At 45.7% G+C, this 14478-nt stretch carries 13 protein-coding genes; 8 read left to right on the top strand and 5 right to left on the bottom strand.

Going from position 1 to position 14478, the window contains the following annotated elements; translation table 11 throughout:
• Positions 1 to 54 precede the first annotated feature (54 nt).
• From map to CIK90_RS02795, 8 genes are all read left to right on the top strand, one after another.
• A complete protein-coding gene (map, locus tag CIK90_RS02830; RefSeq protein WP_094391807.1) occupies positions 55 to 909 on the top strand; it encodes a type I methionyl aminopeptidase in 855 nt (284 codons plus the stop codon).
• A gap of 3 nt (positions 910 to 912) precedes the next feature.
• The gene (tsaD, locus tag CIK90_RS02825; RefSeq protein WP_094433954.1) at positions 913 to 1944 is read left to right on the top strand and encodes a tRNA (adenosine(37)-N6)-threonylcarbamoyltransferase complex transferase subunit TsaD; all 1032 of its coding nucleotides are present in this window, start codon (positions 913 to 915) and stop codon (positions 1942 to 1944) included.
• Between the two features lie 11 nt (positions 1945 to 1955).
• A complete protein-coding gene (locus tag CIK90_RS02820; protein ID WP_094391805.1) occupies positions 1956 to 2456 on the top strand; it encodes a CinA family protein in 501 nt (166 codons plus the stop codon).
• A 128-nt stretch (positions 2457 to 2584) separates the two neighbouring features.
• Complete coding sequence (gene rpmB, locus CIK90_RS02815) at positions 2585 to 2848, top strand: 50S ribosomal protein L28 (protein ID WP_072289873.1); 264 nt, start codon at positions 2585 to 2587, stop codon at positions 2846 to 2848.
• Between the two features lie 3 nt (positions 2849 to 2851).
• Positions 2852 to 3040: a 50S ribosomal protein L33 gene (rpmG, locus tag CIK90_RS02810; protein WP_094391804.1), complete on the top strand. Its 189-nt coding sequence runs from the start codon at positions 2852 to 2854 to the stop codon at positions 3038 to 3040.
• A gap of 15 nt (positions 3041 to 3055) precedes the next feature.
• Complete coding sequence (locus tag CIK90_RS02805; protein WP_094391803.1) at positions 3056 to 3214, top strand: DUF4295 domain-containing protein; 159 nt, start codon at positions 3056 to 3058, stop codon at positions 3212 to 3214.
• 147 nt (positions 3215 to 3361) lie between these two features.
• Positions 3362 to 3910, top strand: a complete 549-nt coding sequence (locus CIK90_RS02800) for a nitroreductase (protein WP_094391802.1) — start codon at positions 3362 to 3364, stop codon at positions 3908 to 3910.
• Positions 3898 to 6243 (top strand): glycoside hydrolase family 3 C-terminal domain-containing protein, encoded by a 2346-nt coding sequence (locus CIK90_RS02795; protein WP_094464305.1) that lies wholly within the window; start codon positions 3898 to 3900, stop codon positions 6241 to 6243. Before CIK90_RS02800 ends, CIK90_RS02795 begins: the two co-directional genes overlap by 13 nt.
• Before the next feature lie 231 nt (positions 6244 to 6474).
• On the opposite strand, the gene CIK90_RS02790 is transcribed toward CIK90_RS02795, so the two are convergent.
• The 5 genes from CIK90_RS02790 to CIK90_RS02770 form a co-directional block, all read right to left on the bottom strand.
• Entirely contained in the window at positions 6475 to 7845 is a 1371-nt protein-coding gene (locus CIK90_RS02790) for a DEAD/DEAH box helicase (protein ID WP_371595902.1), read from the bottom strand.
• A gap of 80 nt (positions 7846 to 7925) precedes the next feature.
• Entirely contained in the window at positions 7926 to 9158 is a 1233-nt protein-coding gene (locus CIK90_RS02785) for an LptF/LptG family permease (protein ID WP_094391799.1), read from the bottom strand.
• Between the two features lie 23 nt (positions 9159 to 9181).
• Entirely contained in the window at positions 9182 to 10309 is a 1128-nt protein-coding gene (tgt, locus tag CIK90_RS02780) for a tRNA guanosine(34) transglycosylase Tgt (protein ID WP_094464303.1), read from the bottom strand.
• Positions 10306 to 12753, bottom strand: a complete 2448-nt coding sequence (lon, locus tag CIK90_RS02775; RefSeq protein WP_094464302.1) for an endopeptidase La — start codon at positions 12751 to 12753, stop codon at positions 10306 to 10308. The genes tgt and lon overlap by 4 nt, the downstream gene beginning before the upstream one ends.
• Before the next feature lie 151 nt (positions 12754 to 12904).
• Positions 12905 to 14056, bottom strand: a complete 1152-nt coding sequence (locus tag CIK90_RS02770; protein ID WP_094464301.1) for a hypothetical protein — start codon at positions 14054 to 14056, stop codon at positions 12905 to 12907.
• Between the last annotated feature and the right edge of the window lie 422 nt (positions 14057 to 14478).

Below are 14478 nucleotides of genomic sequence, written 5' to 3'. Positions count from 1 at the left end.
TGGTTATTCTGACACTTATTAGTAATTTTGCCACGTAAAAACGTTTTTTTTATTATGGTAAAAAGAAGGTGGCATTGTAAGCCAGGCGTACAGCCGACAGAATTTGACAAGAAAATTATGCACTTGGAGAATCAAGGCGTATTGGTACCCACTCGCCAGCTTGTGAAGACTCCAGAACAAATAGAGGGAATCAGACGGTCGGGTGTGGTCAACACAGGAGTGCTAGACCTGATAGAAAAGGAAATACACGAAGGAATGTCAACGCTCGAAATAGATAAACTCTGTAGAGAATACTGCGAAGCACACGGAGCCATTCCTGCCTGTCTCAACTATGAAGGATTTCCCATGAGCGTTTGTACAAGCATCAACGAAGTGGTGTGTCACGGTATTCCGAAGGCAACAGATATCCTTGAAGAGGGAGACATCATCAACGTAGATTTTACCACCATCCTCGACGGATACTATGCCGACGCTTCGAGAATGTTTATCATTGGCGAAACAACTCCTGAAAAGAAACAACTCGTGGAGGTGACCAAAGAGTGTCTCGAAATAGGCATGGAGGCCGCTAAACCATGGGGATTCGTTGGAGAAATAGGAAAAGCCATTGAGAAACATGCCAAAAAATACCACTATGGAGTGGTGAGAGACCTCTGCGGACACGGAGTGGGACTCAAATTCCACGAAGAACCGGAAGTGTGCCATTTCGCGCAGAAACATCCCGGAATGCTTCTCGTACCGGGAATGGTGTTCACCATCGAACCTATGATCAATATGGGAACATGGGAAGTCTTTATCGATGCTGACGACCCATACGGATGGGAAGTTATTACAGAAGATGAGAAACCGTCTGCACAGTGGGAACACACTCTGCTGATGACAGAACATGGAGTAGAAATACTGTCACACTAAACAATGGAAAATAAAGATATCTACATATTGGGAATTGAGTCAAGCTGCGACGATACATCTGCAGCTGTACTCAAAAACGGTGTGCTGCTCTCAAATGTAACAGCATCACAAGCCGTACACGAAGCATACGGCGGCGTAGTGCCGGAACTCGCGTCAAGAGCACATCAGCAAAACGTGGTGCCTGTAGTGGATCAAGCCATAAAAAAGGCAGGAATCTCCAAGGAACAGCTTACTGCCGTGGCATTTACAAGAGGACCGGGACTCATGGGATCGCTGCTCGTCGGAGTGAGCTTTGCTAAAGGATTTGCAAGATCGCTCGGAATCCCCCTTATCGACGTCAACCATCTGCAAGGTCACGTGATGGCTCACTTCATCAAAGAAAGTGATGATGATAATCAGCAACCGCCATTGCCCTTCCTCTGCCTGCTCGTCAGCGGAGGTAATTCGCAAATTGTCAAGGTTAACGCCTATAACGACATGGAGGTGCTCGGACAAACCATCGACGATGCCGCAGGAGAAGCCATCGATAAATGTTCAAAGGTCATGGGACTCGGATACCCCGGAGGACCTATCATAGACCGACTGGCACGACAGGGAAATCCTAAAGCGTACAAGTTTGCCGAACCGCAAATCCCAGGTCTTAACTACAGCTTCTCTGGACTCAAGACTTCATTCCTCTATAATATGAGAAAATGGGTGGAAGAGGATCCCGATTTCATCGAACACCATCAAGAAGATATTGCTGCTTCACTCGAATTTACTATCGTCGATATCCTGATGAAGAAACTGAAGATGGCGGTCAAGCAGACAGGAATCAAACATGTGGCTGTGGCAGGAGGAGTCAGCGCAAACAATGGATTGCGAAACGCATTCCACGATCATGCCAAACGATACGGATGGACTATCTATATACCTAAATTCAGCTATACAACAGACAATGCTGCAATGATTGGTATTGTAGGATACTATAAATATCTGGACGGAGAGACGTGTCCCATCGATGCGCCTGCCTTCAGTAAAGTTACCTTTAAATAAAAAGAAAGAATATGGATTTTGAAAGTAAGATTATCAGTCGTGAAATCAGTCAGATACTCTGGGAATTGGAAAAAACCGTAGGAACTGCAGAAAGCTGTACCGGAGGAAGAATAGCAGAAGCCATGATCGCTACACCGGGAGCATCGAAATACTTCAAAGGTGGAGTGGTGTCGTATGTCGATGAAATCAAAGAAAGACTGCTGCATGTTGACGCACAAGTGCTCGAAGAACAAACTGCTGTCTGTGAAGAAGTTGCCAAACAAATGGTAAAGGGAGCATGTCAGACACTCAATACCAATTATGCCATTGCTGCAACAGGATTCGCTGGACCTACCGGAGGAACTAAAGAGATTCCCGTCGGCACGATCTGGCTCGCTTGTGGAGATATCGACAGACAGGTGACTTTCATGGTGCAGGAAGACCACGGAAGAGATATCAATCTGGCCATTGCAACCAACAAAGCCATGCAAATGTTTCTCGATTTTCTGAAAGATGAACAGACAAGGGTATAGTAGCGTTAAAAAACGTTAATATTACACCGAAATATAAAGTAGGGTTCTTTGTTGTTTAGAAAATTTTGTAATTTTGCAACCTGTTTGGAGTAAGTTACAATTTAGGAACAAGTTAAAAGTAGATAGAAATGTCGAAGATTTGTCAGATTACAGGAAAGAAGGCACAGATTGGTAATAATGTGTCTCACTCAAAGCACCGCACAAAGCGTAGCTTTGACGTTAACCTGTTCAGCAAGAAATTCTACTATGTAGAGGAGGCTTGCTGGATTCAGTTGAAGATCAGTGCTGCTGGTCTGCGTATGATTAATAAAGTAGGTCTGGATGCTGCCTTGAAGCAAGCTGTTGCCAAAGGTTTCGTGGACTGGAAGGATATTAAAGTGATAGGAGACTAAACTATGGCAAGCAAGAAAAAAGGCGATCGTGTACAGGTAATTCTGGAGTGCACAGAAATGAAAGAGAGTGGACTGCCCGGAACAAGCCGTTACGTAACGACCAAGAACCGTAAGAACACTCCCGAGAGAATGGAACTCAAGAAGTATAACCCCATCCTGAAACGTATGACCGTTCATAAGGAGATTAAATAATTAAGCAATTAGACTATGGCAAAGAAAACCGTCGCTACCCTCCATGAAGGTTCAAAGGATGGTCGCGCTTATTCAAAGGTTATCAAGATGGTGAAGAGCCCTAAGACTGGTGCTTACATCTTCGATGAGCAGATGGTTCCCAACGAGGAAGTAAAAGATTTCTTCAAGAACTAATAGATAAGAAATACATATTGAAAGAAGACTGGTATCATAAAGATATCAGTCTTTTTTTATCTTTTATACCATTCTATCTTGATTCTCTTGCTTTTTTTGTAATTTTGCAAGATAAGAAACAAACCATCTAACAATAAACTACCGATTATGAACAAAACTATTCAAGACATCATCGAAAGGAGAAGCGTAAAGAAGTATATGGCTAAAAGTGTTCCTGATGAACTCATAGAACAAATTGTCAAAGCTGGAACCTATGCTCCTTCGGGAATGAACAAACAAGCGGCTATCATACTGGCTGTGACTAACAAAGAAATGAGAGATAGGTTGAGCAGGATAAACCTCGATATCGTCATGGCAAGAAACATGAATACAACCAGCGGACATGCTGACCCGTTCTATGGAGCTCCTGTCGTTCTGGTGGTGCTTGCTAAAAAGGATGTGGCAACACGAGTATATGACGGTACTCTCGTCATGGAAAATATGATGATTGCAGCACAAAGTCTGGGATTGGGCTCCTGCTGGATTCATCGGGCTAAGGAGACCTTCGAGACGGAAGAGGGAAAACAAATCCTTCAGGAACTCGGAATAAAGGATGAATATGAGGGTATTGGAAATTGTATTGTGGGATATGCTGCGCCTGATGCTTTGAAACCACAGGTTGAACGTAAAAGCGATTATGTGGTATGGGTAAAATGAAAATTATGGCCACTATGGCGTGCACTACGATGTTGGTGGCTTGCAACCAGCAGAAGGGAATAGAACAACAGGTTGATGAACTCTACGGACGAATGTCGCAAGAGGAACGCCTCGCACAGTTGAGAAGTATCTATATGGATGACTTGTTTGATCAGAATGGTCAGCTGGATACGGCACAATGCCGGAAAATCATTCCTAACGGTATCGGACACTTCTCACAATATGCAAGTCAGAATCTTGAATCTGCTGATAACATCAGAAAAAAAGTTGTTGCCTTGCAGCAATGGATTATAAAGAACACACCGAACGGCATTCCTGCTTTGTTTCATGAAGAAGTGCTATCGGGAGTTAATACGCAAGATGCAACAATCTATCCGCAGCAAATCGGACAGGCTTGTTCCTTTAATACTGAATTGGCTGAACTGAAAACCAAACAGACTGCAAACGACTTGCGAAGGATGGGAGGCATTCTGTCACTGTCGCCTATGGTGGATGTGTGTAGAATACCGTCTTTCAACCGGCTTGAAGAATCCTATGGTGAAGATGCGTATCTCTCGGCCATGATGGGTACGGCATTTGCTAAAGGGTTGCAGATGGGTGACCTGAAGAAAGGAGTGGGAGTGTGCTCGAAGCATTATCTTGGATATGGTGGCGGAGGAGATGCTGACGAAAAGGTGATGATGGAAGAAATTCTATTGCCTCACGAGACGATGATCCGACTGGCGGGAAGTCAAGTCATCATGCCTGGATATCATGCAGTACACGGTACAAAATGTGTGGCTAACAGCGAAATCTTGAATGATATTCTAAGAGGATACCTTGGATTCAAAGGGATGGTGGTGAGCGACTATACCGCCATTGACCAGATTCCCAACCTTGACACTCCACTGGAAAAAGCGGTTGCTGCGATTAATGGGGGAAACGATGTTGATTTTCCAAAAGGCGACAACTATAAATATTTGCAAGAGGCAATTGAGAAAAAACTGGTGAAACCAGAAGTCGTGGAACGGGCTGTCAAGAATGTCATACGTTTCAAAATACAGGCAGGAATGATGGACGAGAATCGTTATCTCTATAGCGATGATGAAGTGGTGCTTGATTCGGAGGAAGAAAGAAAAACGGCATACGATATTGCCACACAGTCTGTTGTGTTGCTTGAAAACAATGGGGTGTTGCCTTTGAAAAATGTCAAAAGGGTTCTGCTGACAGGGCCTAATGCCAATTCTATGTGGGCGATGTGTGGAGACTATTCTTTCCCAAGCATGTTCTACTTCTGGAAAGGATGGCAGAAACAGTGGAGCGACAAGAATCTGCCGAAGATCGTGAAACTGAAGGAGGCTATGGAAACTCGTAAACCAGAAGGGGTTGACGTGGCTTATGCTCGGGGATGCGACTGGACGGAAGAGATAGAGACGAAATATGCAGAGACAGGTGACAAGCGTGCATGGGAATACCAGTTGTTGCACCGTAAGGTGGATTCTGGGGAGAAAGCTGATCAAAAAGTGGCGTTGGACATGGCTCGCGAAAGTGATGTGATTATCGCTGCGGTGGGTGAAAATGTAATGCTTTGCGGAGAAAACAGAGACAGACAAAGTTTACGCTTACCTGGAAAGCAGGAGGAATTTGTGGAAAAACTGCTGGCAACAGGAAAACCTGTTGTGCTCGTTGTCTTTGGAGGACGTGCACAGATTATCTCGAAAATCTCTAAGAGATGCGCTGCTGTCATACAAGCATGGTACCCTGGTGAAGAGGGTGGTCATGCGGTAGCAGACATCCTTTATGGTAGAATTTCGCCGTCTGCAAAATTGTCGGTGAGCTATCCCAACACGGAAATAGATGAACCAATCTGTTATAATGAGAAAATCGAACTGGATGAACGCATAGAATGGCCGTTTGGATACGGACTGTCTTATACGCAGTTCTCGTATGGAAATCTGAACATGGTAAAGGAGTGTCCTACTGATAACGATGCGGTGGAATTGACATTTTCCTTGACTAATGTAGGAAAGATGAGAGCCGATGAGGTGGCGCAGATTTATCTCTCTCCAACAGACAAAAAGCAACAAATCCGACCGATACAATTGCAAGGATTTGCACGTGTGACGCTTGAACCTGGAGAAACAAAAACTGTTGGGATTAAACTTTATACCGAGCAGTTTGGCTATTATTCGAACAATGGAAAGCGTCAATGGAATGTTGATCCTGGTAAATATGAAGTTAAGGTGGCTTCTTCTTCACAGGACATCAGACTGAAGCAAACTATAGTTCTTAAAGGTAAGAAAATAACCAAACCTTTACGAGAACACTATTTCTCTGTTGCGACGGTGAAGTAACAGCTATGGATTGATATGATTCCCGACTGTCATAACGCGTTTTGGCTCAGCGCATAAGAGAATGTTATAAGTAAAATGGTTGAGCGAAACGCATAGAGGTTGTGGAAACCACATGAAGACAATCATCCCGTTGGAGTGTCTGGAGAGGACAAGTCCAACGGGATGATTTTTATAGTTTATCGTAAGTTCTTATTGTTTGCTGCAAAGCAATTTTTTACCGTAAAGAGGCAATCAAGCTTCAGACTTTGGTGTGGCAGGAGTGGTCTTGCTTTGAGGCGTATTGGATTTCTTGTGGTGATTGCCATTGGACCTCCTACGTTTGCGCTTCTGTTGTCCGTCTTTCGACTGTGTGCTTGTCACAGAGTCTTGGGAAGATTTTACGGAAGGTTGCTCACCTGACGATGGCTTGGTGCTGCGTCGCTTGTTGCGAGTTTTGTTGCCGTTAGGCTTACGGTTGTTGCTGCGACCACCACGACCGCGCGTGTTCTTACGTGGTGCATTGGGCTCGTATTTAGGACCTTCGCCCAATCCTTCAGGGATAGGAATCTTGACAATTTCCTTTTCAAGGAAACGCTCTATGTCGGCAAAGGCACGCATGTCCAATTCAGAGACAAAAGTGATGGCAACACCATCGCGTTGCGCACGTGCTGTGCGTCCGATGCGATGGACGTAGTCTTCTGCATCATGAGGTACATCGTAGTTGATGACCATCAAGATGTCGTCAATATCAATGCCTCGCGACACAATGTCTGTTGCAACGAGCACATCTACCTGACCCGTCTTGAACCGATACATGACATCGTCGCGCTCCTGCTGGCTGAGGTCGCTGTGCATGGGTGCGCAGTTGATGTTCATGCGTTTGAGTTCGCGAGTAATGTCCTTTACCTTGTCTTTCTTGCCGGAGAAGATGATGACTCGTTGAAGTTCTCCTGCCTTGAAGAGATGGCGGATGATGTTGATCTTCTGCGGTTCGTAGCATACGTATGCTGACTGCTGAATCTTTTCTGCCGGTTTTGATACGGCAATCTTCACCTCGACAGGGTTGGTCAAAAGTGTACGTGCCAATTGCTGAATTTTGTCGGGCATGGTGGCAGAGAACATGATGGTCTGGTGATTGTCGGGCAGCAGTTTGGCAATCTGCAGGATATCGTCAGAGAATCCCATGTCCAACATGCGGTCGGCTTCGTCGAGGATGAAGAATGAAAGACGGGAGAGATCTACATGTCCCATGCGAATATGGGACAGGAGACGTCCTGGAGTGGCAATAATCACATCGGCGCCCATTTTAAGTCCCTTGGTCTCTTGGTCAAAGCGAGAACCATCGTTTCCGCCATAGATGGCAACACTCGACACATCGTTGAGATAATAGCCGAAGCCTTGCATGGCTTGGTCTATCTGTTGGGCAAGTTCGCGAGTCGGAGACATGACGATGCAATTGACAGCATCGTGTGGGAAACCACCATCGTCAAGCATGCTGAGTACAGGCAGGAGATAGGCTGCCGTCTTTCCTGTTCCTGTCTGGGCGACACCAATAAGGTCGCGCCCGTCGAGAATTTGCGGAATGCATTGTTCCTGGATGGGAGTCATTTCCTCGAAGCGCATGTCATAGAGCGCGTCGAGGATATTATCGTTGAGGTATGTTTCTTCGAATGTCACTTTTCCTATTTTAAATTAATAATGTATTAGTTAGGGGCGTGTCGGTAGCAATAGTATGCTATAAACACATAGAGAATGTTTGGAATCCATGCGGCTAATGCCGGTGGTGTGTCAGCATTGATAGCGAAGGTGGCACATACCGTTTGTAGAAGAATATAGGCGAATGATAATGCGAGGCCAATGCCTAAGTATAGTCCCATGCCGCCTTTTCGTTTTCTTGAAGATAGTGAAACACCTATAATGGTAAGGATAAAGGAGGCGAATGATGAGGCGATACGCTTGTGGTATTCTACCTCATATTGTACAACATTGCTTGAACCGCGAGACTGTTGTTTCGAGATGTATTGCCTGAGTTCAGGAGAGGTGAACGTTTCCTGCTGACCTTTGGAGAAGATGAGGTCCATCGGTTCCATTTGGATCAGGGTGTCGAGTTCCATGCCACTTTGAATTTCCTCTCTCAAACCTTTCAGTTTACGAATCTTGTAACTGCGAGCTTTCCAATGGTAGCGTGAATCAGAAATCGTGTCGTATTGAATAACGCTGGCAGTCATGTGGCTTACCATCTTCTTGTTTTCAAATTTGTAGAGTGAAAAGCCGAATCCGGTCTTGTGGACATCATCGTATTGTGAAATATAAGCGACGACACCTTTATCCACCATCAACTGAATATTGCTTGCCGATGTATTCTTCTTATTATTCTTATAGAGAGATTCAAAGTCATGGCGGACTACCGTTCCTTTAGGGATGACGTAAGCGCCAAGATAGAAGTTGAGCAAGGCGATGAGTGCTGCAGAGATAATATAGGGGCGGAGCAAGCGCTTGAAACTCATTCCGCACGCCAACATGGCAATAATCTCTGAGTTGCCTGCCAGTTTAGAGGTGAAGAAGATGACCGCTATGAAAACGAATAGTGGCGAGAAAAGATTGGCAAAATAGGGGATGAAGTTGGCATAGTAGTCGAACACAATAGCACGCAATGGTGCGTGATAGTTGGTGAACTTGGTGAGGTTGTCATTGACGTCAAACACGATAGATATCGAGATGATGAGTGCAATGGAGTAGATGTATGTGCCAATGAACTTCTTGATGATGTACCAGTCGATGCGCTTGATGTAATGCAGCGGATTGCATTTCTTCATCCATCGCAATTTGTGCCAGGGGAGTTTCCTGAGCCATTTGATGATGGGATGAAGCAGGATGAGCAGGCGCAACCAGATGCGTCTGATACGTGCAGCTATTTCTTTGAGTTTTCTCTTCATCGGTAAGTGTGTCTGTAGGGTTCTTATCTTCGACGACCAAGGTTGTCAATCACCGAGCGTTTCCATTGCACGAAGTCACCCTGTTCGATGTGTTGGCGTGCGTCGGTCACAAGGCGCAGGTAGAATGCCAGATTGTGTATGCTGGCAATCTGCATGGCAAGTAACTCTTGAGCCTTGAACAGGTGGTGGAGGTATGCTTTGGTGTGTATGCGGTCGATGTCGCAGCCGTCGGGATCAATGGGCGAGAAGTCTGCCTCCCATTTCTTGTTGCGCATGTTCATTGTGCCCTCATAGGTGAACAGCATGGCATTACGGCCGTTGCGAGTGGGCATGACGCAGTCAAACATGTCAACACCACGTTCGATGGCTTCGAGAATGTTCTGTGGCGTTCCTACACCCATCAGGTAGCGAGGCTTGTCTTTAGGCAGTATCTCATTGACCACTTCAATCATCTCGTACATCACTTCTGTGGGTTCGCCGACAGCTAATCCTCCGATAGCATTTCCGTCGGCACCCTTGTCTGCCACAAATTTGGCAGCCTCTCGGCGGAGGTCTTTATAGGTGCAGCCTTGTACGATAGGGAAGAGACTTTGACGATAGCCGTAAAGTGGTTCGGTTTCGTCGAGTCGCTTGATGCATCGGTCGAGCCAGCGTTGGGTCATCATGAGCGATTTCTTGGCATAGTTATAGTCGCTTTGTCCTGGTGGACATTCGTCGAAGGCCATCATGATGTCTGCTCCTATCACGCGTTCGGTATCCATCACATTTTCAGGAGTAAAGAAGTGTTTGGAACCGTCGATGTGTGAACGGAATTCGCAGCCTTCCTCGCGGAGTTTTCGTATGCCAGTCAGTGAGAATACCTGGAAACCGCCGGAGTCGGTTAGGATAGGGCGGTCCCATGTGTTGAATTGATGGAGTCCGCCTGCCTGACGGAGCACTTCCAGTCCTGGTCGAAGGTAGAGATGATAAGTGTTTCCAAGTATAATCTGTGCCTTGACTTGTTCGCGGAGTTCTGAGAAATGTACGCCTTTGACGCTTCCAACGGTTCCTACGGGCATGAAGATTGGCGTCTTGATCTGTCCGTGGTCTGTGGTGATAAGGCCTGCTCGTGCGTCGCTGGCAGAATCTGTATGTTGCAGTTCAAATGTCATTTGCTGTCTTTGTTGTCGTCTTGGATGGTGAAGTCCAATGGGTTATCTACTATCTCGTCTGTTAATGCGAAGTTCCATACGTCTTGTACGTTTTCGACATAATGGAATTCTACGCCTTTGAGATAAACTTCAGGAATCTCTTCAATGTCCTTGCGGTTTTCCTGACACATCAGAATGTCTGTGATTCCGGCACGTTTGGCAGCGAGGATCTTCTCCTTGATGCCGCCAACGGGAAGAACTTTTCCTCGAAGCGTTATTTCACCGGTCATGGCTGTGTTGCGACGCACTTTACGTTGGGTCAGGGCAGAGGCGATGCTGGTTGCAATGGTGATTCCTGCTGATGGTCCGTCCTTGGGCGTCGCACCTTCTGGAACGTGGATGTGTATGTTCCAGTTGTCGAAAATGCGATAATCGATATGAAGTGTATCTGCGTGTGCTTTTACATATTCAAGAGCGAGAATGGCACTTTCTTTCATGACGTCACCGAGGTTTCCTGTCAGCGTGAGTTTTGCACCCTTTCCTTTCGAGAGTGAGGTTTCGATGAAGAGGATTTCGCCGCCAACGCTTGTCCATGCGAGTCCTGTGACCACTCCTGCATAGCTGTTGCCTTGATAGATGTCGCGATAGTAAGGTGGTTTGCCCAACAGTCCTTCGAGTTCAACGGGAGTGATTTTAGAGAAAGGCAGGGTTCCGCTTTCCGCCACTTTAAAGGCTATTTTGCGCAAGGCCTTGTTGATTTGTTTCTCCAGTTGGCGCACACCACTTTCCCGCGTATATTGCTCGATGATTTTCTCTGTGGCAGCCTTGGTGAAGGTGAGTCGGCTGTCTGCCAGTCCCGTATTCTCTTTTTCGCGTGGAATGAGGTGTCGCTTAGCAATCTCTTGTTTCTCTTCGGTAATATAGCCACTTACTTCGATGATTTCCATGCGGTCGAGTAGGGGTTTGGGAATGGTGCCGAGATTGTTGGCCGTTGCAATAAACATGACTTTCGACAGGTCGTAGTCCAGATCGAGATAGTTGTCGTGGAAGGCATTGTTTTGCTCAGGATCGAGTACTTCGAGAAGTGCTGAGGCAGGATCGCCGTTATGGGTATTCTGCGTCACCTTGTCTATTTCGTCGAGTATGAATACGGGATTACCAGTCCCTGCCTTCTGCATGTTTTTGATGATGCGTCCGGGCATGGCTCCAATGTAGGTTCTACGGTGTCCGCGTATTTCAGCTTCGTCGTGTAGTCCTCCAAGTGAGACGCGCACGTATTTTCTGTTTAGTGCGTCGGCGATGGATTTGCCCAGACTGGTTTTTCCGACTCCTGGAGGGCCGTAGAGGCAAAGGATAGGCGACTTGAGATTGCCTCTGAGCGAGAGCACAGCGATGTATTCGAGTATTCTCTCCTTGACTTTCTCCATGCCGTAGTGGTCGCGGTCAAGGATTCGTTGTGCACGCTTCAGATTGAGGTCATCCTTGGTGTATTCGTTCCATGGCAGCGAAACAAGAGTCTGGAGGTACGTTAGTTGGATGTTGTAGTCCGGACTTTGTGGGTTGAGCTGATCGAGTTTCTCCATCTCGCGCTTGAATACTTTGGCGGTTTCGTTGCTCCATTTCTTTTTGGCAGCTTTTTCCAGCAGGTCTTTCTTTTCAGGCGAAGCCTCATTGCCCATTTCAGCCTGAATGTTCTTGATCTGTTGCTGGAGGAAGTAGTTGCGCTGTTGCTCGTCGAGGTCTTCGTGGGTCTTCTTGCGAATTTCAAGTTTCAAGGTCTGCAATTCTTGCTGCTTGTTCATGTGTTTGATCATCATGAAGAGGCGATCCTTGAGGTTTGAGGTGTTCAGAAGGTCTATGCGTTCGCTTACGTTTTCCACAAAGTTGCTACAGATGTAGTTGAGCGCGATGAGGTTGTTGCCGATGTTTCTCACGGAGAATGATGCTTCATCGGGCATTTCATCGTTCATGTCGATAAACTCTGTTGTAACGTCGCGCAGGGTGCCTATGGCTGTGTTGAACTCAGTATCGTCCTGTTCTGGGATTTTCTCATCGTATGGGAGTACGTGTGAAAGCATGAAGTTGTCGTTGGGTATTTCATCACCCAATACGATGCGTCGTAGTCCCTGCACGATGGCGGTGACCTTGTTGTTAGGCAAACTGATAATCCTTACGAGTTTGGCCATTACTCCAATCTTGTAGATGTCGTTGTGGGATGGAAATTCCGTATTGGCTGAATACTGGCAGCATACGGCAAAGAGTGAGTCTTCTTTCTCTGCTTTCTTGAGTAGTTTAAGACTCTGGTCCCGTCCCACGAGGATGGGGTTGACAACTCCCGGAAACATTACAACGTTGCGTACTGTCAATACTGGCAAGACTTCCGGTACTTCGATGCTTGTTAAATCTTTGTAATCTCCCTCTATATCAGCAATTAGAGGGAATGTTTTATTTTGGTATTTACTCATTCTCTGTTTAAAATAGTGCTTTTAGCTTGCAAAGGTACTGCAATCCTACGGAATATCAAAAGAAAAACGTTGTTTTCTTTATATAAAAGGTGTATAGTACTTGCAGAAAACGGTTTTAAAGCATGAAAATGGGCGTAAAAAGGAATATTGACTAATAAATCTCAGCCACGTGGTTGCTTTTCTGACCGTTTATTCCGCGCTTGAGGAATAGAATCAGTTGGATGTCTTTCCCTACGGTCATTTCTTTTTCCATATCCGGTTTCATTGTTGATGTACTGGCGAAGCCTTCTTTGGAGATGGTGCCTTCGGGAGTGGTTGGAATGTCTGACAGGATGGCGTATCTGATGTAATGTTGTGCGGGATTTGCGTATGTGATCTTTGCAGAATAGGATCCAAAGGATTCGTGTCCTTTGTAGCGGTCTAAAATATTGACGATTGCTGCCGACTTGAATGGGTCTCCGTTGCTGATAATAGGACAGAATTGGATGAACATTCCTTTTTGAACGGTTGTTCGTGCAGGTAGTGTTGCGGTAATTGTTTTTCTGTCGGCAACGTAATGGTGTGACATATTGTCAAAGATGTGGATGTGTCCGTATGTCTCGTCAATTCCGTCGATATATCCGGTTCTTATAGGAAAGACGTGGCTTGGCGCTTTTGTTGAGGCTGCAATCTCGACAATCCTTTTGTTGCCTTCTTTGCTGGACGCGACGGAAACATCGTAAACCTTTCCGATGATTTCGTAAGGCCGGCAAGGGAATTGGTGGCTGTCTGCAATCAGCGACATACCATTTGCTGCAACCATTTTGACAAACCGGCAGGTGCGTCCTGCTTTGATTTTCTCAAACAACGATACTGCGTACATGCTTATAATATCGTTGGAGTTTTCATTGCGTGCCTCAGGATGATGCAGTCTGTAGGATTGCAAGGCCCGATCTATTCGTTCTTGTAGGGATAGGTACAGTTTTCCGTCTTTGCCTTTTTGTTTTTGGCGGTCCTCATCTCTCAGACAGGAAGTGTGGTTACACATGTCGAGAAAGCGAGGCAGTTGAAAGTCTGTATAGGTTGTGCTAATCTTAACCGCCATATCCATCATACAGGAATTGATGAGTGACGGTTTGTCGGTGCGCAGTTTGATGTAAGCAAATAATAAAGTGCGTGAAGTTTCTGAGCCAATGGTTTTGTAGTTTTGGCGCAGGTATCTGTATATTTCCCAACAAGTTGCTTCGGGATGTGAACTTCCTGTTGAGATAGAGTTGACGAGTTCTTCCCATGAGGGTACTTTGGCGTCTTGGTTATTAGTCATTGTTGCTTTGGTATTTGGGTTTCTTAGGTGCAAATTTACAGGTTATAATTCTTATTGCCAAACGAAAGGCTCTTTTTTTTTGTGCAGACTTTCTGCTTTTTATATTTGACTGACGGGCGCAACTTTTGACGAGAGTCTTAGCGCTCGGCTTCGGGATGCCGTCGGGATGAGTTCGGGATGTTATCATCCTTCTTCCTACGTAGTGAGTCCTCAGTAAGTCCCAAAAACTTATTGGGTATTGGGACACTCATAGGAGAGACTTCCTGACAGCATAAGAAGTAAGTTGGATGAAATCTCACGATAAAAACCATCTTTTTGTCTGTTGAATTGTACTTGTTGCCCTTATCTTCTATTCATTTCCACAAAATACATGAAGATATTTGGTGATGACAATGAATTTTTGTAATTTCGCAACATCAAAA

The organism is Prevotella sp. P5-126 (assembly GCF_002251185.1).
Lineage (GTDB): Bacteria > Bacteroidota > Bacteroidia > Bacteroidales > Bacteroidaceae > Prevotella.
This window is presented reverse-complemented; position numbering and strand designations above follow the sequence as displayed.